This is a genomic window from Billgrantia sulfidoxydans (assembly GCF_017868775.1).
Taxonomy (GTDB): domain Bacteria; phylum Pseudomonadota; class Gammaproteobacteria; order Pseudomonadales; family Halomonadaceae; genus Halomonas; species Halomonas sulfidoxydans.
The window spans coordinates 2,573,793-2,595,254 of record NZ_CP053381.1 but is presented as its reverse complement, the minus strand read 5'-3'; the positions used below and the strand labels follow the sequence as shown (position 1 = coordinate 2,595,254).

20 protein-coding genes are annotated in these 21,462 nt (G+C 66.7%); 15 read left to right on the top strand and 5 right to left on the bottom strand.

Annotated features, from left to right (window positions below):
• Positions 1 to 15 precede the first annotated feature (15 nt).
• From cheY to HNO51_RS11950, 8 genes are all read left to right on the top strand, one after another.
• A complete protein-coding gene (cheY, locus tag HNO51_RS11985) occupies positions 16 to 405 on the top strand; it encodes a chemotaxis response regulator CheY (RefSeq protein WP_197447574.1) in 390 nt (129 codons plus the stop codon).
• A 39-nt stretch (positions 406 to 444) separates the two neighbouring features.
• Positions 445 to 1,137, top strand: a complete 693-nt coding sequence (cheZ, locus tag HNO51_RS11980) for a protein phosphatase CheZ (RefSeq protein WP_197447573.1) — start codon at positions 445 to 447, stop codon at positions 1,135 to 1,137.
• 322 nt (positions 1,138 to 1,459) lie between these two features.
• On the top strand, positions 1,460 to 2,656 hold the full coding sequence (gene flhB / locus HNO51_RS11975) for a flagellar biosynthesis protein FlhB (RefSeq protein ID WP_209537523.1): 1,197 nt from the start codon (positions 1,460 to 1,462) through the stop codon (positions 2,654 to 2,656).
• Positions 2,653 to 4,734: a flagellar biosynthesis protein FlhA gene (gene flhA / locus HNO51_RS11970; RefSeq protein WP_197447571.1), complete on the top strand. Its 2,082-nt coding sequence runs from the start codon at positions 2,653 to 2,655 to the stop codon at positions 4,732 to 4,734. The genes flhB and flhA overlap by 4 nt, the downstream gene beginning before the upstream one ends.
• A gap of 3 nt (positions 4,735 to 4,737) precedes the next feature.
• The gene (gene flhF / locus HNO51_RS11965; protein ID WP_242597111.1) at positions 4,738 to 6,960 is read left to right on the top strand and encodes a flagellar biosynthesis GTPase FlhF; all 2,223 of its coding nucleotides are present in this window, start codon (positions 4,738 to 4,740) and stop codon (positions 6,958 to 6,960) included.
• Positions 6,961 to 7,551: a hypothetical protein gene (locus HNO51_RS11960; RefSeq protein ID WP_242597110.1), complete on the top strand. Its 591-nt coding sequence runs from the start codon at positions 6,961 to 6,963 to the stop codon at positions 7,549 to 7,551. It begins immediately after the preceding gene.
• Complete coding sequence (locus HNO51_RS11955) at positions 7,548 to 7,967, top strand: flagellar protein FlhE (RefSeq protein ID WP_209537522.1); 420 nt, start codon at positions 7,548 to 7,550, stop codon at positions 7,965 to 7,967. Before HNO51_RS11960 ends, HNO51_RS11955 begins: the two co-directional genes overlap by 4 nt.
• Positions 7,968 to 8,023: 56 nt before the next feature.
• Positions 8,024 to 8,728 carry an RNA polymerase sigma factor FliA gene (locus HNO51_RS11950; RefSeq protein WP_197447569.1) on the top strand — a complete coding sequence of 235 codons (705 nt, stop codon included), beginning with the start codon at positions 8,024 to 8,026 and terminating at the stop codon, positions 8,726 to 8,728.
• On the opposite strand, the gene HNO51_RS11945 is transcribed toward HNO51_RS11950, so the two are convergent.
• Both HNO51_RS11945 and HNO51_RS11940 read right to left on the bottom strand, forming a co-directional pair.
• Positions 8,725 to 9,927 (bottom strand): EAL and HDOD domain-containing protein, encoded by a 1,203-nt coding sequence (locus HNO51_RS11945; protein WP_197447568.1) that lies wholly within the window; start codon positions 9,925 to 9,927, stop codon positions 8,725 to 8,727. The genes HNO51_RS11950 and HNO51_RS11945 overlap by 4 nt on opposite strands.
• 83 nt (positions 9,928 to 10,010) lie before the next feature.
• Entirely contained in the window at positions 10,011 to 10,784 is a 774-nt protein-coding gene (locus tag HNO51_RS11940) for an EAL domain-containing protein (RefSeq protein ID WP_209537521.1), read from the bottom strand.
• A 311-nt stretch (positions 10,785 to 11,095) separates the two neighbouring features.
• On the opposite strand from HNO51_RS11940, the gene HNO51_RS11935 reads away from it, so the two are divergent.
• Both HNO51_RS11935 and HNO51_RS11930 read left to right on the top strand, forming a co-directional pair.
• Positions 11,096 to 11,914 carry a motility protein A gene (locus HNO51_RS11935; protein ID WP_197447566.1) on the top strand — a complete coding sequence of 273 codons (819 nt, stop codon included), beginning with the start codon at positions 11,096 to 11,098 and terminating at the stop codon, positions 11,912 to 11,914.
• Complete coding sequence (locus HNO51_RS11930; protein WP_209537520.1) at positions 11,907 to 12,596, top strand: OmpA/MotB family protein; 690 nt, start codon at positions 11,907 to 11,909, stop codon at positions 12,594 to 12,596. Before HNO51_RS11935 ends, HNO51_RS11930 begins: the two co-directional genes overlap by 8 nt.
• Before the next feature lie 19 nt (positions 12,597 to 12,615).
• On the opposite strand, the gene argF is transcribed toward HNO51_RS11930, so the two are convergent.
• Entirely contained in the window at positions 12,616 to 13,536 is a 921-nt protein-coding gene (gene argF / locus HNO51_RS11925) for an ornithine carbamoyltransferase (protein WP_197447564.1), read from the bottom strand.
• A gap of 161 nt (positions 13,537 to 13,697) precedes the next feature.
• Here argF and HNO51_RS11920 point away from each other — a divergent pair, with 161 nt between their 5' ends.
• Together HNO51_RS11920 and HNO51_RS11915 are read left to right on the top strand one after the other, a co-directional pair.
• Positions 13,698 to 14,048 (top strand): Grx4 family monothiol glutaredoxin, encoded by a 351-nt coding sequence (locus tag HNO51_RS11920; protein WP_197447563.1) that lies wholly within the window; start codon positions 13,698 to 13,700, stop codon positions 14,046 to 14,048.
• 196 nt (positions 14,049 to 14,244) lie between these two features.
• Positions 14,245 to 14,886: an HPF/RaiA family ribosome-associated protein gene (locus HNO51_RS11915; protein WP_197447562.1), complete on the top strand. Its 642-nt coding sequence runs from the start codon at positions 14,245 to 14,247 to the stop codon at positions 14,884 to 14,886.
• A gap of 42 nt (positions 14,887 to 14,928) precedes the next feature.
• On the opposite strand, the gene rnt is transcribed toward HNO51_RS11915, so the two are convergent.
• Entirely contained in the window at positions 14,929 to 15,594 is a 666-nt protein-coding gene (gene rnt, locus HNO51_RS11910; RefSeq protein WP_197447561.1) for a ribonuclease T, read from the bottom strand.
• A 199-nt stretch (positions 15,595 to 15,793) separates the two neighbouring features.
• Here rnt and HNO51_RS11905 point away from each other — a divergent pair, with 199 nt between their 5' ends.
• From HNO51_RS11905 to HNO51_RS11895, 3 genes are all read left to right on the top strand, one after another.
• Entirely contained in the window at positions 15,794 to 17,014 is a 1,221-nt protein-coding gene (locus HNO51_RS11905; RefSeq protein WP_197447560.1) for an argininosuccinate synthase, read from the top strand.
• 118 nt (positions 17,015 to 17,132) lie between these two features.
• Positions 17,133 to 17,435, top strand: a complete 303-nt coding sequence (locus HNO51_RS11900; RefSeq protein ID WP_197447559.1) for an HlyU family transcriptional regulator — start codon at positions 17,133 to 17,135, stop codon at positions 17,433 to 17,435.
• 102 nt (positions 17,436 to 17,537) lie between these two features.
• The gene (locus HNO51_RS11895) at positions 17,538 to 18,665 is read left to right on the top strand and encodes a DUF294 nucleotidyltransferase-like domain-containing protein (protein ID WP_197447558.1); all 1,128 of its coding nucleotides are present in this window, start codon (positions 17,538 to 17,540) and stop codon (positions 18,663 to 18,665) included.
• 24 nt (positions 18,666 to 18,689) lie between these two features.
• Here HNO51_RS11895 and HNO51_RS11890 read toward each other — a convergent pair whose 3' ends face one another.
• Entirely contained in the window at positions 18,690 to 21,458 is a 2,769-nt protein-coding gene (locus HNO51_RS11890; RefSeq protein ID WP_209537519.1) for an ATP-binding protein, read from the bottom strand.
• Between the last annotated feature and the right edge of the window lie 4 nt (positions 21,459 to 21,462).

Genomic DNA, 21,462 nt, shown 5'->3' with positions numbered 1-21,462 from the left:
GAAAGAGGAATCCTGATGGCTGACAAGAACATGAGCTTTCTGGTGGTCGACGATTTTCCGACCATGCGCCGGATCGTTCGGAGCCTGCTCAAGGAGCTGGGTTACACCAACGTCGAGGAGGCCGAGGATGGCCAGGAGGCGTTGACCAAGCTGCGCTCGGGCGCCTTCGAGTTCGTGGTCTCCGACTGGAACATGCCGAACCTCGACGGCCTGGAAATGCTCAAGCAGATCCGTGCCGACGACTCGCTCAAGCAGTTGCCGGTGCTGATGGTCACCGCCGAGGCGAAGAAGGAGAACATCATCGCGGCGGCCCAGGCCGGGGCCAGCGGCTACGTGGTGAAGCCGTTCACCGCCGCCACGCTGGAAGAGAAGCTCAACAAGATTTTCGAAAAACTGGGCAAGTGACGCCGGCAGGTTAGTCCCGCTTGCGGAGGAGAGAACGAGATGAGCGCAAACGAGCAGCCTGGCCAGGCGCAATCGCCCGGCGCCGCTGGCGAGGAGCTGGTCCAGCGCATCGGACAGCTGACCCGCATGCTGCGGGAAAGCATGCGCGAACTGGGCCTGGACAAGGAGATCGAGAAGGCGGCCGAGGCGATTCCCGACGCGCGGGATCGACTGAGCTACGTGGCCACCATGACCGAGCAGGCCGCGGAGCGTGCCCTCAACGCCATCGACCGTGCCCAGCCGCTGCAGGATTCGATCAGCAGTGGCGCCGAGTCGCTGGACAAGCGCTGGGCCGAATGGTTCGCCGAGCCCAAGGAGTTAGACGAGGCGCGTGACCTGGTCAAGCAGACACGCAGCTACCTGGCCGATGTGCCCGACAAGACCCAGGCCACGCAGAAGGAGTTGCTCGAGATCATGATGGCCCAGGACTTCCAGGACCTGACCGGCCAGGTGATCAAGAAGATGATGGACGTCATCCGCGAGATCGAGCACCAGCTGGTACAGGTATTGATCGACAACGTGCCCGAGGAAGTGGCCCGCGAGAACATGCAGCGCAAGGCCAATGACCAGTGGGAGAACGAAGCCCGGCGCCGGGAGGAGGGGCTGCTCAACGGCCCGCAGATCAAGCCGGGAGTCGATGTCGTCACCAATCAGGATCAGGTGGATGATCTGCTCGATCAACTGGGCTTCTAGGGTGCACAAATGCCTGCGCGAGCGAATCGCTGCGTTGCGCGGTGCTGGAGCGCCAGCCCGGTCGGAATCCTCACATATACCCCATATGCTCCGGTTCCTGTGCGCCGCGCGCCTTGCGCTTCATCTCGCTCGGCGATTTGCTCAGCGTTCGCATAGACATGAATAGGCGTTGAAGTCCTTAAGCCGCCTATTTCAAGCTCTCCATCTTCATAGGCGCCGACGGTCGTGGTCGATAAGACTGCGATCATCGGCGCTTTTTGGCGTATCGACAGCCTGCCGTTGACGCCACAATGGCCACCGTGCGGAAAAGTGTGCGGGTGCCATGGCCGACGAGAGCAGCGATCAGGAAAAAACCGAAGAGGCCACGCCACGGCGCCTGGAGAAGGCGCGTGAGGAAGGCCAGGTTGCCCGATCCCGTGAGCTGACCACCTTCATGCTGCTGTTGGGCGGCGTGGTGGGCATGTGGTCGATGGGAGCGCTGCTCTACGACCAGTTGGGGCTGGTGATGGAGCAGGCCTTCCTGTTCGAGCGTCGCCAAGCCTTCGAGACCGGCCCCATGCTGAGCAACGTGCTCGACCTGGGATCCCGGACACTGTGGACCATGCTGCCGCTGTTCCTGCTGCTCACCCTGGTGGCGCTGGTGGCGCCGGCGCTGCTGGGCGGTTGGCTGATCTCGGCCAAGTCGCTCAAGCCCCAGATGTCGAAGCTCAACCCGTTCAAGGGGTTGAAGCGCATGTTCGGCACTCAGGCACTGATCGAGCTGTTCAAGGCGGTGGCCAAGTCGGTGCTCATCGGCGGGGTCGGCACGGCGTACCTTTATTACAATCTGGGGGAGTACCTGTCGCTGATGGATCAGCCGACGACCCAGGCGCTGGCCCGGGCGCTGCTGATGGCCGCCGAAGCCTGCGGGCTGATGGTGCTGACGCTGCTGGTGGTGATCCTGATCGACGTGCCCTACCAGCTCTGGAGCCATGCCAAGAAGTTGCGCATGTCGAAGGATGAGATCAAGCGTGAGCACAAGGAGTCCGAGGGTGACCCGCACGTCAAGGCGCGAATTCGCTCCCAGCAGCAGGCGATGGCGCGAAATCGCATGATGAGCAAGGTGCCGGAGGCCGACGTGATCATCACCAACCCGACCCACTATGCCGTGGCGTTGCAGTACGACGAGGCGCGCATGGGGGCTCCCCGTGTGGTGGCAAAGGGCGCCGACATGGTGGCGGCGCGCATCCGTGAACTCGGCGAGGCCGCCGGAGTTCCCCTGCTGCAGGCACCGCCACTGGCGCGTGCGCTGTACCAACACGTCGATCTCGAACGCGAGATTCCACTGGACCTGTATACCGCCGTGGCGGAAGTCCTGGCCTGGGCCTTCCGTCTCAAGCACGTGTCACGAGAAGGGGGAGAGGTGCCGCCTACACCCGAGAATCTGGTCATCCCGGAGAGCCTGGCAGTGCCCGCGGCCGATGCGGCCGAGGGCAACGCTGAGCCGGGGTCGTCCGAACCCGACGGAGCGCGTCGATGAAGTCACTCAGCCATATCATCGGGCGCCGCGACTGGATGGGCGATGTCCGCATGAAGCTGCTGGCCGGTCCGATCCTGATCATCATGATCCTGGGCATGATGATCGTGCCGCTGCCGCCGTTCGCACTCGACCTGCTGTTCACCTTCAACATCGCGCTGGCGGTCATGGTGCTGCTGGTCAGCATGTTCACCCAGAAGCCGCTGGACTTCGCCGCCTTCCCGGCGGTGCTGCTGTTCACCACCCTGCTGCGGCTGTCGCTCAACGTCGCTTCGACGCGGGTCATCCTGATGGAAGGCCACCAGGGCGGCGATGCGGCGGGCAAGGTGATCGAAGCGTTCGGTGAGTTCCTCATCGGCGGCAATTTCGCCGTGGGCCTGGTGGTCTTCCTGATCCTGGTCGTCATCAACTTCATGGTCATCACCAAGGGGGCGGGACGTATTGCCGAAGTGGGCGCGCGCTTCATGCTCGACGCCATGCCGGGCAAGCAGATGGCCATCGATGCCGACCTCAACGCCGGCCTCATTGGCGAGGAGGACGCGCGCGCGCGTCGCGCCGAGGTCGCCCAGGAAGCCGATTTCTACGGCTCCATGGACGGTGCCAGCAAGTTCGTGCGTGGCGATGCCATGGCCGGCCTGGTGATCATGGTAGTCAACATCATCGGCGGCCTGCTGATCGGCATGCTCCAGTACGACATGGGCTTCGGCGATGCCGCCCGCACCTACGTCCTGATGACCATCGGTGACGGCCTGGTGGCACAGATTCCCGCCCTGGTCATTTCCACTGCCGCCGGAGTGACCGTGTCCCGCGTCAACACCGAGCAGGACGTCGGCCAGCAGATGATCGGCCAGCTGTTCGTCAACCCCCAGGTGATGGTGCTGGCGGCGCTGGTCATGGGCCTGCTGGGCCTGGTGCCGGGCATGCCCAACATGGTGTTCCTGCTGTTCACCGGCCTCCTGGCCGGCCTGGCCTGGATGCTGACACGTCAGCAGGAGCAGCGCCTGGTGGCGCAGGAGCTTCACGCCGAGCCACCGCCGGCGCCCGAGGCGCCCGAGGCCAGTTGGGAGGACGTGCAGCTGGTGGACACCCTGGGGCTCGAGGTCGGACATCGCCTGATCCCGCTGGTCGACCAGCGCCAAGATGGCGAGCTGCTGGGCCGCATCAAGAGCGTGCGCAAGAAGTTCGCCCAGGAGGTCGGCTTCCTGCCCGCGGTGGTGCACATTCGCGACAATCTGGAGCTGGGCGCCAATACCTACGTCATCACCCTGAAGGGGGCCGAGATCGGGCGCGCCGAGGCCTTCCCGGGCCAGTGGCTGGCCATCGATCCGGGCCAGGTCACCGGCCAGCTGCAGGGCACGCCGACCTCCGACCCCGCCTTCGGCCTGCCGGCGGTGTGGATCGACGGGGGGCAGCGCGAGCACGCCCAGGTCTACGGCTATACCGTGGTCGACGCCGGTACCGTGATTGCCACGCACCTCAACCACCTGCTGCACCGCCACGCGGCCGAGATGCTGGGGCGCCAGGAGGTGCAGAAATTGCTCGACAAGCTGGGCGAGGAGCAGAAGTCGCTGGTCGAGGAGGTGGTGCCCAAGGCGATCAGCCTGACCGTCCTGCAGCGCATCCTGCAGAACCTGCTCGACGAAGATGTCTCCATTCGCGACATGCGCACCATCCTCGATACCCTGGCGGAGTACGCGCCCCAGCAGCAGGATGCCAACGAACTGACAGCGCTGGTACGGATCATGCTGGGGCGCGCAATCACCCAGCAGTGGTTCCCCGGGCGCGATACGCTGAACGTGATCGGCCTGGAGGCCCAGCTCGAACAGGTCCTGTTGCAGGCGATGAATGGCAACGGGGCGCTCGAGCCGGGGCTGGCCGAGACCTTGATGAGCCAGACCGAGCAGGCCGTCGAGCGGCATGAGGCGAGCGGCGAACCGCCGGTGCTGGTCGTGCAGCACAGCCTGCGTCCGCTGCTGGCCCGTTTCCTGCGCCGGCGCATGCGCCACCTGGTGGTGATGTCGCAGGCGGAAATACCCGATGATCGGACGCTGCGTATCGTGACGCTGGTGGGAGGTCGATAAGCGATGAGTGTCATGCGTTTCGTGGGGGTCAACAGTCGCGAGGCGATGCGCCAGGTGCGCGCGGCCCTTGGCGACGAAGCCCTGATCCTGGCCAACCGACACACCGAGCAGGGCGTCGAGATCCTGGCAATGGCCGAGTCGGCCGCGGCGCAGGACGATGGCGGCGCCAGCAAGCGCGTGCCACCGTCCGCAGTACCGCAACCCCCGGCCGCAGCGGGGCCCGCCACGCCGGCAGGCCCCGACCCGGCCCAGGCCTTCGAGGCGATGAGCGCGAGGCTGCTCGAGGAGATGCGCGACATGCGCGCCATGCTGACGCGTGAGCGTGGCCAGCCGGCATCGACCGCCACGCTGGGCGAGCAGCTCGTGCAGACGATGCTGGCGAGCGGTTTCAGCCGCGTGCTGGCCGACGAGGTGGTCTCGGCCCTGCCCGAGGAGCTGTCGGCCGCCGCTACCCTGGAGGAGCGTGCCCTGGCATGGCTGGCGCGCCAGTTGACCCAGCGCCTGAGCGGCCTGGACGACGAAGCGGCCTTCATGGACCGTACCGGCATCGTGGCGTTGATCGGACCCACCGGGGTGGGCAAGACCACCACCACGGCCAAGCTGGCGGCGCGCTACGTCATGCGCCACGGCACCCGCCCGGTGGCGCTGGTGACCACCGACAGCTTCCGGATCGGCGCGCACGAGCAGCTGCGCATCTATTCACGACTGCTCGACGTGCCGATGTACGCGCTCAATGCCGATCAGCCGGTATCGGACCTGCTGGGGCGCATGAAGGGCAAGTCCTGGATCATCATCGACACGGTCGGCATGAGCCAGCGCGACCATCGGGTCATCGAGCAGGTCAGCCACCTGCACGGTGGCGACTCGCCGGTGCGCCTGGTACTGCTGCTCAACGCCGCCAGCCAGCCCGAGACCCTCGAGGAGGTGGTGGTGCGCTACCGGCAGGCGGCCCAGGCGGCCGGCGGCGAGCTGCGTGACTGCATCGTCACCAAGCAGGATGAGGCCGGGCGGCTGGCGCCCGTGCTCGACATCGTCATGCGTCATGGTCTGCGCCTGCTGTTCGTCTCGCATGGCCAGCGGGTACCGGAAGACATGGCACTCGCCCAGCCGGAGGCCTTGATCGACCAGGCACTCGCCGACTGCCCGTCGACGCCGGGCACGGTGACGCGTCTGGCCCCGGAACCGGCCGTGCGAAGCTCGGGCAGCCTGCTGGGGCAGGGGCGCCGCCTGGCCGCCGTGTTGCAGCTGCTGCGCCAGCGCCTGCCTGGCTTCGAACGCCTCGAGGAGGTGTGGAACCTGCTGGGCTTGCCGTTCGCCGTCCAGCAGCAGCGTCTGGATCGGCTGTTGCAGGATTACCCTGGTGCCGGCGAGGCGTTGGGGATGCTGTGGAGCGAACGTCGTCGCGTACCGGGCGAGAGCTGGTCGATGCCGGACGTGGCGCTCAGCCCCGAAGGTACCTGGCTGGCGCTGCCGCTGCTGCAGCACCGTCAGGTGGCGGGCCAGCAGGCGCGCCTCGAGACGGCGGGAGCTCGGCATGGAATCGGTGTGCATCTGTTGAATGGCCTGCCCGATGCAGAGGCGGGTGAGTGGCTGGAACGCCAGGCTTTGAGCTGGTGCAGCCAGGTACGCGGCAGCCAGCGCGTCGTATACGCCGGTGAGCGGCGAAGCCTGGTGTCGCTGGATGGCGTAGGCGAGGCCGTGGGTGACGTGCGCTGCCGCTTCCGCGGCGCGCCAGGCCGCCTCGTCCTCGCCGCGCTGGCCGCCGACGTCGCGTTCAAGGGCAATCGGCGCGACCGGGAGCTGCTGGAAGCGCGGGTCTGGTTCGGTGAGGTTCGCGACGAGGAGAGCGGCAAGGTGCTTGGCAAGCGCTATTGGCTGGCGCCGGCGCGGTTGGGGCGCGAGCCCGAGCCGCTGTTGCTTGCGCTGCTGCAGGGCGACGTACTGCCGCAGCTCACCCGCCGCGCCTGGCAGCGGCTGGACCCGGCCGAACTCGGGGAACTGCGTGCCGACCTGCGCCTGCTGATGGCCAGCGGCCTGGCGACGGTGGCCGCCCACCTGGACCTTGCCGAGGACGAATCGGCGATGGACCTGCGGGCGGAGCTGCTGGGGCTCGGCGGGGGGCGCCGTCGTCGCCGTGACGTTGCGCTGCTCGAGTCGTTGGTACAACTTTTCCTGGTGCGCGATGCCATTCGCCACCTGGGTCTCGGTGAAAGGGAGACAGGCTAGATGGGATGGGACCAGGCCGCAGGGCTGCGCCAGTGGGCGAACGGTGAGTCGCAGGAGTGCCCGGCACATGTGGCCGAGATGCTGGTCGAGTTGGCGGCCAGGGGCGACGGCGGCGCGACACCGCCGCCGGCCATGGCCCGTGCGGCGGCCAAGCCAGCCCCCGGGCGTGCCGCCACCGCGCCGTCACGCCCGGCCGCCAGCGTCCAGGGGGTGACGCTGATGGTGCTGGGCCTGCCGGGGACCGCCGAGCGGCACACTGCCAGGGTGACCGAGCTGCTGGAAAGTTGGGCCCGCGAGGGGCGGCGATGGGTGGGTGACCCCCGCGCCTGGCGCATCGTGGCGCTGCCCATCAGCAGCCCACACCTGCCCGTGCTGGCGACCCAGCAGTCGCACTGGGCGCTGTGGGTGGATGACGATCTCGAGGCATTTCGCCGTGGCTACCGTCTGCTCAAGCAGATAGCCGAGCAGGGCGGGCCTCGGCGGCTGCTCGCCGTGCATCCGCCCGGGGTGGGGCGACAGGGCCTATTGGCCAATCTGCAGTATGTGGCAGAGGCTTATTTCGACATCGAACTGCTGGTATTGGCGCGATGATACCTCGAGCGAGTCACTGGCTCGCGGCCATCGCGCTCGGTGGCTGGCTGGGGGGCGCGCAGGCCAGCGGCAGCTGGGTCGCCTCCGCCCCCTCGCTGCTGGTGGCCACTGCCGACCGTCCGATGGCTTCCGCTGCCTTGCTGCCGCCCTCGCCGGAGCTGGCCAGTGGCCAAGTGATGGGGCGGGTCGGCTGGCACTACCAGCCGCCGGTCGGCAGCGCGGTGAATGCCTGGCTGTGCCATCCGGGCAGCTGCCTGCGTCTACCGGGGCCACGGGGACAGACCGACGGCCTGGCGGGCCTGCCGGCGGATACGCCACTCTATTTTCAGTTTTCCCTTCAGGATCGCCGGCAGCGTGCCGCGACCCTGCAGGGGCTGCAGGTGATCGTCAACCATGAGCATCTGCCACGCCCCTGACCCGTCGAGCGCGCGAGTCGACGCTCGTGGGAATCGTCAGCCGTGAGAGCAAGCGCATGTACACAGCACGAGGCAAGATCGAACAGGCGGACCTGCTGGATGAGTACCTGCCGCTGGTGAGGCGCCAGGCGCTTTCCATGCAGGTTCGGCTACCGTCGAGCATCGAACTCGACGACCTGATTCAGGCCGGTACGGTGGGGCTGCTCGAGGCCATGGGCCGCTTCGATGCGAGCCAGGGGGCCAGCTTTGCCACCTTCGCCAGCCAGCGCATTCGCGGCGCCATGCTCGATGAGCTGCGCAGCCGGGACTGGCTGCCACGCAGCGTCAGGCGCAACGCCCGGGCGGTCGACGAGGCGGTGCGGCGTCTGGAGCAGTCGCTGGGACGCCCCGCCGAGGAGACCGAGATCGCCGGTGAACTCGACATGGGGCTGGAGGAGTATCGCCAACTGCTCAGCGATACCAACAGCGGGCACCTGCTTCCCTTCGAGGCGCTGATGGCCGAAGGGGTCGAGCCCGGGATCGAGGACGCCTCGATCGACACGCCCTACCGCATGCTCATCGACGAGGAGAAGCGCCGGCAACTCGCCGAGGGCATCGAGGCGCTTCCCGAGCGCGAAAAGCTGCTGATGGCGCTGTACTACCAGGAGGAGCTCAACCTCAAGGAGATCGGCGTCGTGCTGGGCGTGACCGAATCTCGGGTCTGCCAGTTGCACAGCCAGGCGGTGAGCCGTCTGCGGGCGCGCCTGGCAGAACACGATTAAAGATTTTCCATCAGCGCCTTGGTGCTCTCCAGCGCATTCATGTAGCAGGCATGAAGCTGGTCGGCGGGCACGTCATCGATGGCTTCCTCGATCTGGCGCTCGTGATTCTCGCACAGGGTCAGCACGGCACCGAGGGGGCCGCTCCGGTGCTTGAGGGCCTCGATGATCGGCTGCCCGAGCGGCAGGTGTTCGAGCAGGGTGTTGCGGTCCTCCTCCAGCAGGGCATCCATCATCGAGAACAGGCCGGTGGTGAAGGCATCCTCGGAGTCGAGGGTGGGGAAGGGGGCCGCCAGGTTGCGGCACATGAAGGCGCGGATCAGCGCCATGCGCAACACGATGCGCGACGTGGGCTGCAGGCTGGCGAGCGTCAGCGTCAGGATCAACCGGCGAAGCTCGATGAGCCCCAGGAGCTGGACCGCGCGATGCAGGTCGACCTCCTTGCCGCCGCGGTGGAAATAGCTCGAGTTGGCCCGGCGCAGGATGGCCACGTGCAGGTGGGGTACCTGCACGACCAGTTCGTGGAGGCGGTTGAGGTCCTGGTTGTCCTCGTAGAGGGCACGAATCAGGCGGATCTGGGCGGCACGGTTGCCATGGCGGCCCCGCGGAGCCGAGGCGATGAAGCTGGGTTTAGCGAGGTAGTGGCCGTGATAGTAATCGCAGCCCATCGCCTGGTAGCGCTCCAGCTCTTCGCGGCTGTCGAGGTTCTCGACCAGCAGCTTGACGTTGCGCCCCGGGAGCCGCTCCAGGGTCGCATCGTCGAGGTCCCGCGGCGAGGTGAGCGCGATGATGTCGCAGCGGTCGAGCATGGCCTCGGGGTCCTGCTTCAGCAGGCGGGACGATACGATGACCCGGTAGCCGCGTTCGCGGATATCGTCCAGGCGTGCGAGCAGTTCGGCGGTGACCGTGTGCGCCCCGGCCATGCCCAGCGCCAGGCGCGGGGCCGGCGTAGGCAGCAGTTCGGGGCGCTCGAGCCACTCCAGCGGCAGGTCGACGAACAGTGTCCTGTCGCCCAGCAGGCCGCCATCGCCAAGTTCATAGACGGCGCTGGCCAGCGCCCTGGCGGTGGCGGCCATGACGTCCTCGGTTTCGCTGTCGGTGTGCCGGGTGTAGACCAGGCGATCCGCGACGTGATGATGGCTGGCATCGTGAATTGGCTGAAGCGCGACGGTGAAAGGATCGGGGTCCCTTGGCTCAGGCATGCTGCTTGGCTCCGTGCTGAGTGCGATGCACTCGGAAATTTCTCAAGTTTCAGGCTGACATGAACGTGTTCGAACCGCTTACTCTAGATGGCCCGTTGCAACGTCGCGAGCGTCGGCTCGAGGCCGTGGGTCAATGCCTCGAGGCCGGGGCGGGCATAGAAGAAGCCTTGCTGCTGGGTAATGCCGCCTCGTGCAAGCCACAAGGCCTCGGCACGGGTCTCCACGCCTTCAGCCACCAGGTCGACATCCAGTTCCCGCGCCAGCGTGACGACGGCACGCAGGATGGCCTGGCGGCGCGTATCGCTGTCGCAGTGCATCACCAGCGCGCGGTCGATCTTGAGCCGGTCGGGCTCGAGTTCCACCAGCAGGTCGAGGTTGGCGAAGCCGTTGCCGAAGTCATCCAGCGCGGTCTTGAAGCCCATGTTGCGATAGGCCTCGATGATGTTGCGCAAATGCTGGCCCTGCACCCTTTCGATCTCTGTGACCTCGAAGACCAGCCGCTCGGCCGGCCAGCCGACCTGTTCGGAAATCGCCAGCGTCGCCTGGATGCAGGCCGTGGGCTCGTAGACCGCGTTGGGCAGGAAGTTGATCGACAGGCTCTCGCGCATGCCGAGACGGCTGGCGAGCTGGATGGCGCGGATTCGGCATGCCTGGTCGAAGCGATACAGCAGCCGAGGCGTGACCTGGTCCAGGATGCTGGCCGCCGATTCGCCAGCCGGCCCTCTCACCAGCGCCTCGTAGGTGGTGATGCTGGCCGAGGCAAGGTCGACGATGGGTTGGAAGGCCATGGTAAAAGCGAACGGCAGCGGCCCCTCACAGCGTTCGCAGCATCCTTCCCTCTCGGCGCATCGTTGCATGGCTACTCCTGTCTGGTCGCGGCTGGCCAACGGGGTGCTCACGGAGGCGTCCTGGCCGCCGCCGGAATCGCTCGTTGGCCAGGCGAGGGCCAACCCCCTGTGCCGCCCTCGGCAGGCCCGACCGAAGGGCCTGGTGCCGACAAGGATCTCATGGCTATCGTATCGGCGGCGATTGCCGAAACTTTAGCAGGGGGCGAAAAGTTTGACCTGGGTCAACCCGGTGCCGGCCTTTCCCCTTCGTGGCTAAAGTGGCCACGCCCATGGCCGATATTTTTCACTAGGCTCGATGCCCCGCCTTTTCAGGAGCTTGCATGAACCCTTCAACCATCATCGGCATGTTTGCCAGCATCGTGCTGCTGGTCAGCGTGCTGTTCTTTACCGCCGAGTCGCCGCAGAGCTTCATCAACCTGCCGGGCCTGGCCATCGTGCTGGCCGGGACCATGGCGGCCACCTTCATCAGCTATCCGCTGAGGGAAGTCCTGCGGGTAGTGCGCCTGGTGGGCCTGGTGTTCCGCCGGGAGAACACCTACATGCGCGACGACATCAAGGAACTGGTGGACATCTCGCGGCTGTGGTTCAAGGGCGACGTGCGGGCCGTCGAGGCGGCACTGGAGAAAGCGCGCAATCCTTTCCTGCGCACCGGCATCCAGCTGGTCATCGCCAATACCAAGGAGGAGGAGATCTTCGACCTGCTGCGCTGGCGCATCGCCCGGCTCAAGGCGCGCGAGCATGCCGAAGCGCAGATCTTCCGCACCATGGCCACCTATGCCCCGGCCTTCGGCATGATCGGCACCCTGGTCGGGCTGGTCAATATGCTCGAGGTGATGGAGTCGGGCGACCTGCACGTCATCGGCCCGCGCATGGCGGTGGCGTTGCTGACGACCTTCTATGGCATCCTGCTGGCCAACCTGGTGTTCAAGCCGATCGCCGTGAAGCTCGAGCGACGCACCGAGGAGCGCCTGATCGCCATGAACATGGTGCTCGAGGGCATCTCGCTGATCACCAAGCGTCGTCTGCCGTCCTTCATCGAAGAGACACTCAACTCCTTCGTCGCCAACTACCACGACGAGATCCGCGACCCCGAAGTGACCAAGCGCGAAGCCCCCGATGGGGAGGCGCAGAATGCTTGATCGCAGCACGCGCGACGTGCTGCATCCTCCCGCCGTCGAAGTCGGCGAGGGGGAGGGCTGGCTGGTGAGCTATCTGGACGTGCTGACGCTGCTGATCACGTTGTTCGTGCTGCTGCTCTCGCTGGCCGGCAACGGCCAGGCCATCGAGGGCAGCCGCCAGGGCGGCGAGACATCGGCACGGGTGACGCCGCAGGCCGAAGCCGCCGCCCGCATGGTGGCGGGGACGGGGCTCAAGCCGCGCCACGATGGCCTAGAGCCGCGTTTCCCCGGGCTCGAGATCGAAGGGGTGAGCGTGACCGAGGGGCAGCAGGGCATCACCCTGCGCATCGACGACAATCTGCTGTTCGACAGCGGCCAGGCCGTCCTTACGGGGCAAGGGCGCGAGGTGCTGAGCCGGCTGCGCGACATCCTCGTCTCCTTCGAGGGAGAGATCTCCGTGGAGGGGCACACCGACAGCATCCCCATCGCCAGCTCCCGCTTCCCGTCGAACTGGGAGCTCTCCTCGGGGCGCGCCATCGCCGTGTTGCGCTATCTGGCCGACCAGGGCCTGCCGGCCGAGCGGCTGCGCGCGGTGGGCTATGCCGAGACGCGCCCCCTGGTCAGCAACGCGACGCCCGAAGGGCGGGCCGCCAACCGCCGCGTCGAGCTGTTGCTGCATCAGCAGGCGGTGGGCGGCAGCTAGAACGAGCCTTGGGCGGGCCTCAGTGGTCGACCCGGCCCAGCAGCAGGAACTCGATCAGTGCCTTCTGGGCGTGCAGGCGGTTGCCGGCCTCCTGCCAGACCACGGCTCGCGGGTCGTCGAGCAGAGTCTCGCTGATCTCCTCGCCGCGATGGGCGGGCAGGCAATGCAGGAACAGCACGTCGGGCTTGGCACGGTCCAGCATGGCCTCGCTGACCTGGAAGCCGGCGAAATCGGCTTCGCGCTTGGCCTGCTCCTCCTCCTGGCCCATCGAGGCCCAGACATCGGTCGTCACCAGGTCGGCGCCGACGACGGCCTCGTTCGGGTCGCGCAGCAGCGTGACCCGATCGCCGGCGGCGGCGAGGATGTCCTGGCGCGGCTCGTAGCCCTCGGGGCAGCATACGCGCAGCTGGAAGTCGAACTGGCGCGCGGCGTTGATCCACGAATGGCACATGTTGTTGCCGTCGCCGATCCACACCGCCGTGCGTCCGCGCACGCTGCCGCGCAGCTCGGTCCAGGTCATCACGTCGGCCAGCAGCTGGCAGGGGTGGTAGTCGTCGGAGAGCGCATTGATCACCGGCACCGCGCTGGCGGCGGCGTAGGTCTCGAGGCCTGCGTGGGAGAAGGTGCGGATCATCACGATGTCGACCATCTCCGCCAGCACCCGGGCGGTATCCTCGATCGGCTCGCCGCGGCCGAGCTGGGTATCCCTGGGCGAAAGGAACAGCGCATGGCCGCCGAAGTGAGCCATGGCCGTTTCGAACGAGACTCGGGTGCGCGTCGAGGATTTCTCGAAGATCATCGCCAGCGTGCGGTTGGCGAACGGGGCGTAGCTCGGCCCCTGGGCACGCAGACGGTTCTTGATCGTGATGGCGCGCTGGACGAGGTAGTGCAGCTCTTCGGGGCTCAGGTCCAGCAGGGTCAGGAAGTGGCGTGTCGCCATGGCGATCTCTCCGCGCGAAAAAACCACCATCCTATCCAGCCGGCGGGGGATGCGCAATTCGCCCGTCATCAGTAGAATGAGGGCAAAGAGAGAAAGGCCGAGCGTGGTGCTTGGGTATTGGCCCGGCAGCCTCGGCATTCACGATCCAACCTGGAGCGCACATGAGCACTACCCTCGAGAATATCCAGCGCCAGATCAGCGAAAATCCCATCCTGATCTACATGAAGGGCACGCCCCAGCTGCCCCAGTGTGGCTTCTCTGCCCAGACCGTTCAGGCCCTGATGTCCTGCGGCGAGCGCTTCGCCTTCGTCAACGTGCTCGACAACCCGGACATTCGCGCCGAGCTGCCGAAGTATGCCAACTGGCCGACGTTTCCCCAGCTGTGGGTGGAAGGCGAGCTGGTGGGCGGCTGCGACATCGTCGGCGAGCTGTACCAGAGCGGTGAGCTGGAGAAGCTGATCAAGGACGCGGCGGCACGCGCCAAGGCCAAGGAGGAGGGCGGCGAAGCCTGATCCGCTTCCGCACGACGCCCCGACAAGGCCCGCGAGCTCCGCTTCGCGGGCCTTGTCGATTCCAGACCGCCGCCACGGGCCTGATACGTTGGGAAACCAAATGACGAAGCAACGGGTTTGAAATCCCCCGCGGGCATGACCACGCTGAAGCCGAAAGGCCGAAACGGATTCAGGCATGCACTGCCAGGGAGGAGAGATGCAGACACCCTTGGAGATCACCTACCAGCACGTATCACGCTCCGCATGGATCGACGAGTACGTCAGGTCGCGCGTGGCCAAGCTCGAGCAATTCAGCCGCGACATCGTCTCCTGCCGTGTCACCATCGAACAGACCCAGAACCCCCACAAGACGGGCAACCCGTATCGCGCCCTGGTCGAGGTGTCGCTACCCGCCAAGGGCGAACTCGTGGCCGAAAAGAGCGACAAGGTCACCGACCCCCAGGTCCAGCTGCGCCCGATCATTCGCAACGCCTTCGAGGCGATGGAGAAGCAGCTCAAGAAGCAGACGGCGAAGCGCGATGGCAAGGTCAAGCAGCACAACGACGAGCCGATTCCGCCGGTGGCGACGGTGGTGCGCCTGTTCGAGAAGGATGGCTACGGCTTTCTCAAGAGCCTCAGCGGCGAAGAGTTCTACTTTCACAGGAACTCGGTGCTGCACGACGACTTCAAGCGCCTGACCGTGGGCACCCGGGTGCGCTTCGAGCCCGACGAGGGCGAGGAGGGGCTGCACGCCAGCACCGTGCAGATCATCGACAAGCCGGGGGTTGGCGGTGCGCCAGGCGAGGACGACCTCGACCTGCCCGCCGGCTGGGAGCAGGACACCGGCACCCGGCATTGAGCCGGGCCCGGCAGGGCCTCGCCGGCATTCGACAGTGCTCGACTAGATGTCTTCGAGGCCCTGTTCGCGCTGCGCCAGCGCCCAGCCACCCAGATCCTTGTAGCGGTTGACGATGGCACAGAACAGCTCCGCGGTACGTTCGGTATCGTAGCGTGCCGAGTGGGCTTCCTGATTGTCGAAGGGGATGCCCGCCGCGCGGCAGGCGCGGGCGAGGACCGTCTGGCCGTAGACCAGGCCCGCCAGGCTGGCGGTGTCGAAGCTCGAAAAGGGGTGGAAGGGATTGCGCTTGATACCGCAGCGATTGACCGCGGCATTGAGGAAACCATGATCGAAGGCGGCGTTGTGGCCCACCAGTATGGCGCGGGTGCAGCCATAGGCCTTGATCGCCTTGCGCACCGGACGAAAGATCTCGCCCAGCGCCTCTGCCTCGGAGAGTGCTACGCGCTGGCGTAGCGGGTCGTCGAGCTTGATGCCGGTGAAATCGAGCGCCGACTGCTCGACGTTGGCCCCGGTGAAGGGTTGCACATGGTATGCGTAGGTCGCGTCGGGCATCAGGTTGCCTTCGGAGTCCATGGTCAGCGTCACGGCGGCGATTTCGAGAATGGCGTCGCGCTCCGCGCTGAACCCTCCGGTTTCCAGATCGACCACCACCGGCAGGAAACTGCGAAACCGCTGCGCCATCATCTCGCGAGTGATCGCCTCGCTCATGCGCCTCTCCTCATCACGTGCCTCTCTCTGTCGTTGTCGGGGACGGCTCCTTGCCAGCGGCAACCGCCGCGGCCAGGCCGACTCTCATGGGCGAAAAGTCTAACAGCTTGGCCGCGATACGTCCCGCCGCCGGTATTCGCCGGGCGGCAGCCACGCTATACTGGGCGCCTTGCGTCGTTTACCTCAGAGGAGCCCCCGAATGTCCGATGTCAAGAAGGTCGTGCTTGCCTATTCCGGCGGCCTGGACACGTCCGTCATCGTCAAGTGGTTGCAGGAGACCTACAGCTGCGAAGTGGTGACCTTCACCGCCGACATCGGTCAGGGCGAGGAAGTCGAACCCGCGCGCGCCAAGGCCCAGGCCCTGGGCGTGAAAGAGATCTACATCGAGGACCTGCGCGAGGAGTTCGTGCGCGACTACGTCTATCCGATGTTCCGCGCCAATACCATCTACGAGGGCGAGTACCTGCTGGGCACCTCCATTGCTCGCCCGCTGATCGCCAAGCGCCTGATCGAGATCGCCAACGAGACCGGCGCCGACGCCATTTCCCACGGTGCCACCGGGAAGGGCAACGACCAGGTGCGCTTCGAGATGGGCGCCTACGCGCTGAAACCCGGGGTCAAGGTGATCGCGCCGTGGCGCGAGTGGGACCTCACCTCCCGCGAGAAGCTGATGGCCTACTGCGAGCAGCACGACATCCCCGTCGACTTCTCCAAGAGCAAGAAAAAATCGCCGTACTCGATGGACGCCAACCTGCTGCACATCTCCTACGAGGGCGGCATTCTCGAGGATCCCTGGGCCGAGGCCGAGGAGGACATGTGGCGCTGGAGCGTGTCGCCGGAAGCCGCTCCCGACCAGCCCACCTACGTCGAGCTGACCTATGAGCGTGGCGACATCGTCGCCATCGATGGCAAGCCGATGAGGCCCCACGAGGTGCTCGAGACCCTCAACAAGCTGGGCGGCGACAACGGCATCGGCCGTCTCGACATCGTCGAGAACCGCTACGTCGGCATGAAGTCCCGCGGCTGCTACGAGACCCCGGGGGGCACCATCATGCTGCGCGCCCACCGCGCCATCGAGTCGATCACCCTCGACCGCGAGGAAGCGCACCTCAAGGACGAACTGATGCCGAAGTACGCCAAGGTGATCTACAACGGCTACTGGTGGAGCCCCGAGCGGCGCATGCTGCAGGCCGCCATCGACGAGACCCAGAAGAACGTCTCCGGGGTGGTGCGCATGAAGCTCTACAAGGGCAGCGCCACCGTGGTGGGCCGCAAGTCGGAGCAGTCGCTGTTCGACGAGTCCATCGCCACCTTCGAGGACGACGCCGGCGCCTACAATCAGAAGGATGCCGAGGGCTTCATCAAGCTCAACGCCCTGCGGTTGCGGATTGCCGCGGGGAAGGGTCGCCAGCAGAGCTGATCGTCTGTCGATTCTCTGCGAGACGCGCCGGCCAGTGGCCGGCGTTCTCGTTTGGTGGGTTCGCATTGAAAGCCCTCGCAGGGGAAGAATTCGTAGGGAAGAGCTGTAGGAGAGAACAATGCTGAAGAAACTATTGGGCGGGTTGTTCGGAAGCGGCGGTGACGCCAAGCCGGGGAATGCCAAGGCCGCCGAGCCGGTCGAGTACCACGGCTACCAGATCGTCTCCGAGCCGGCCGAGCAGGGCGGCCAGTACCGCGTGAGCGGTTGGATTCGCAAGCCGGGGGAGAATGGCGAGACCCTGGAGCACCGCTTCGAGCGTTCCGACCTGGTGCCGGGCCGCGATGCCTGTGATCAGTTGATGGTGAGCAAGGCGCAGCGCTACATCGACCAGGTCGGCGACGACATGTTCCAGCCGCGCTGAATCCGCTGCCACGCCTGCCGAGGGAGGGCTCATCCCTTGGCCCAAGTGCCATGCTGACGCTCGCTCGCTACACTGCCTGACGTGTGTGCGATGGGAGACGATATGCGCGTGCTGCATCGGGCCTCGCCCTGGCGAGAGCTCTTCGCCGGCAACGACCTGCCGGCACCGGACGGCCTGCTGGCCCCGCTGTACGAGGCGGTGGACGAACTGGGGCCGAATCCCGACCTGGCGGCCGCCCATGCCTGGCAGCCGCGGTTGGTCGAGGCCCTGCAGCGGCTCGACCTGCCGGCCTGGCGCATCAGCCAACTGATCAGCGACCACAACGACCAGCTCTATCGTCGCGCCATCCAGCTTTCCCTCGACGAGATGCTGGCACAGGGCTGGGGCAGGCCGCCGGTGGCCTTCTGCGTGCTGACGCTGGGTTCCGCCGGTCGCCACGAGAGCCTGCTCGGTCCCGATCAGGACAATGCCATGATCGTGGCCGACTACCCGGACGCTCGCCATACCGAGATCGACGGCTTCTTCCAGGCGCTGGGGGAGCGCTTCACCACGCGACTCGACGAGGCCGGCATTCCACTGTGCCACGGCCATGTCATGGCGCGCTGGCCGATGTGGCGCAAACGCCTACCGGAATGGCGCGAGCAGCTCACGCTGTGGACCCGCGACCGCCGGGTGAAGCGCGTCCAGCAGAGCAACATCCTGCTCGACTTTTACCCGGTCTTCGGCGACGTCGGTCTCGCCGAGGCGCTGGCCGATCACGTCGCACGGCTCATGCCTCGCGCGGGGCTGTTCCTGGACGAGATGGCGCAACTGCTCGACGAGCTGCCGGTGGCGCTGGATCGTTTCGGCCGGCTCGCCGGCAGCAGCGAGGAGGCGCCGCACGTGAACGCCCTCGACCTCAAGCGTCAGGGCCTGCTGCCACTGGTCAATGCCGTCCGCCTGCTGGCGCTGCGCCACGCCGTGGGGGTGCCCGATACGCGCCGCCGGCTGTCGGCGCTGGTGCTCAAGGAGGCGCTCTCGGCGGGTCAGGCCCGGGCGGGGATAGCGGCCCTGGATCGCCTGCAAGAGCGGCTTCTGACGGCGCAGCTGGCCAGCCTGAAGGCGGGCGGGGCGGCCGATGGCTGGATCGACGTCGCCAGGCTCGAGGACGACCAGCGCCTGCTGCTGCGCCACGACATGCAGGTAATTCGCGGCCTGGTCAGGGTGGCCCGAAACGTTGGTACCGTCTGAGCTCGCTGCAAGGCGGCCCGGGTATCATTGAGCTTCAGTACGAATCACCGTAGGCCCGGCCATCGTCGACGCCTCGGGCAGCTCCATCACCAGGCAAGCCCCTTCCAGCGTCGGCGCCTCGTCGACCCACAGCCGCCCGCCCAGGTGGGCGACGATGCCGCGGCTGATCGGCAGGCCCAGACCGCTGCCGCGGGGGCGGCCGCGCGCCTTGCCGCTGGTGGCGCCATAGCGCTTGACCTGGTGGAACTTCTCGAAGACCCGCTCACGCTCGTCAGGCGCAATGCCCGGGCCGTTGTCCTCGACGCTCAGCCTGAAGCTCTGCTTGTGCCGGGCCAGGTGAAGGCGCACGCGCGGGTCGTCGTCGGCGGCGAACTTGCCGGCATTGTCGAGCAGGTTGATGATCACCTGCTCCAGGCGATCGGGGTCGCCGACGACCGGCGCCTCGTCGAGCGCCAGGTCGATCTCCAGCGTGACGCCGCGGTCCTCCTGTAGCCGGTGCACCGCATCCACGCTGTGGCGGACCAGGGCCACCAGGTCGAGCCGCTGGGGGTTGAGCGTCAGGCGCCCACTTTCCAGGCGTGCGAGGTCGAGGATCTCCTCGATCAGCCGCGACAGCCGCTGGCTCTCGAGCACCACCACCTCGAGGAAGTGGATGCGCTTCTCCTCCGGCAGCTCGCGGTTGTCGCGCAGGATCTCAGCGAAGGCACGGATCGAGGTGAGCGGCGTTCTCAGTTCGTGACTGACCATGGCGACGAATTCGTCCTTGAGCCGGTCGAGTTCGCGCAGGCGTTCGTTGGCCGCGCGCAGCTCCTCGCCGATGCGCGCCAGCTCGTTGGATTTCTGCTCCAGGCGGCGGTTGTACTCCAGCGTCTGCGAAGTGGTGTCGAGAATGCTGAGGATCGACTCCAGGTCCAGCGCTTCGCCGCGTACCACCGAATTGATCAGCACGCGCGCCGAGGCGCTGCCCAGCGCCCCCGACAGCGCCTGCTCGGCGCGAGCGATCAAGGCCGGCGGGGCGGGGGCCTCGTCGTCCTGGCTGCCCTGAGGGGTGGACAGGATGCGCGCCGTGGAGCCGGCGCCCAGGTAGCGGTTGAGCAGGCTCTTGAGCTCGCCGCGGGTGGTCTGGCCGCGCCATAGCGAGGTGTGCTGAAGTCCTGGGTTCATGGCTTCGGTGAACAGCGCCGCCTGGGTCTGCTCCACCGGGGTCTGGCGGGTGAACAGCGAGACCCCGACCAGCAGCCCGACATTGGCCAGCAGGCACCACAGCAGGGCGTGGCTGTAGATGTCGAACCCCTCGAGGCCGAACAGCGCATAGGGGCGCAGCCAGGCCAGACCCAGCGGGCCCTGCTGGAGGAAGGTGGCGTCGAGCCAACCCGACTGGGCGAAGCCCGGCAGCAGCAGCGTGTAGCACCAGGTGAGGAAGCCGGCCAGCAGGCCCAGGGTCGCGCCGGCCCGGGTCGCGCCGCGCCAGTACATGCCGATCAGCATGGCCGGGGCGAACTGGGCCGCGCCGACGAACGATACCAGGCCGATGGTCACCAGGCTGTAGGAGTCGCCGATCAGGGCGTGGTAGAGGTAGCCCAGCAGCAGGATCAGCACGATCGCCACGCGGCGGATGCCCAGCAGCCAGCCGGCCAGCTCCCCTTGGGAGCTCAGGTGCAAGCGCTTGGAGCGCAGCAGCAGCGGCATCATCAGCTGGTTGCTGACCATGGTGGAGAGCGCGATGGTCTCGACGATCACCATGCCGGTGGCCGCCGACAGCCCGCCGATGAAGACCAGCAGCGGGATGCCTTCGGTGCCGGCGGAGAGCGGCAGGGTGAGCACGAAGCTGTCGGGGTCGCCGTTGCCCATCGGCAGCAGCAGGCCGGCCATGGCGATGGGGATCACGAACAGGTTGATCGCCACCAGATAGAGCGGGAACAGCCAGCTGGCGCGCCTGAGGTGACGCTCGTCGACGTTCTCCACCACCAGTACCTGGAACTGGCGCGGCAGGGTGAGGAAGGCGAGAAAGGCGAGCACCAGGGTACCGACCCAGCCGATGGCGCCGCCCGGCACTGCGTCGAGGCTCAGGGCGCCGGCCAGCTCGGGCGAGTCGGCCACCTGGCGAAACAGGTCCCCGGGTCCGTTGAACAGCACGAAGGTGACGAAGACGCCAACGGTGAGAAAGGCCACCAGCTTGACCAGCGATTCGAAGGCGATGGCCGCCACCATGCCCTCGTGGCGTTCGCTGGCATCCAGGTGCCGCGTGCCGAACAGGATGATGAACACGGCCAGCACCAGCGCCACCCAGAACGACTTGTCGGTCCAGAAGCTCTCCTCGGCGAGGCGAAACTCGGCCGCTTCCGGGTAGTTGACCAGCACCGCATGGCTGAGGGTGATCGCCTTGAGCTGCAGGGCGATATAGGGCGTGATGCCGATCAGCGCGATCAGCGCCACCAGCGCGCCGAGGCTGGAACTCTTGCCGTAGCGAGCGCTGATGAAGTCGGCAATGGAGGTGATGCGCTGGGTGCTGGCGATGCGCACCATCTTGCGAATCAGCAGCGGGGCCATCAGCATGGCCAGCGTCGGGCCCAGATAGATCAGCAGGAAGCTGGGGCCGTACACCACCGCCCGCCCCACGCTGCCGTAGAAGGTCCAGGCGGTGCAATAGACGGCGATCGACAAGGCGTAGACGGTGGGCGAGCCGATCACCGAGCGGCCCTGTTCGGCACGCCGGTCGCCCCAGGCGGCGATCACGAACAGCAGCGCCAGGTAGCCGAAGGCGACCGTCAGCACCACCGGATCGGTTCTCATCGCG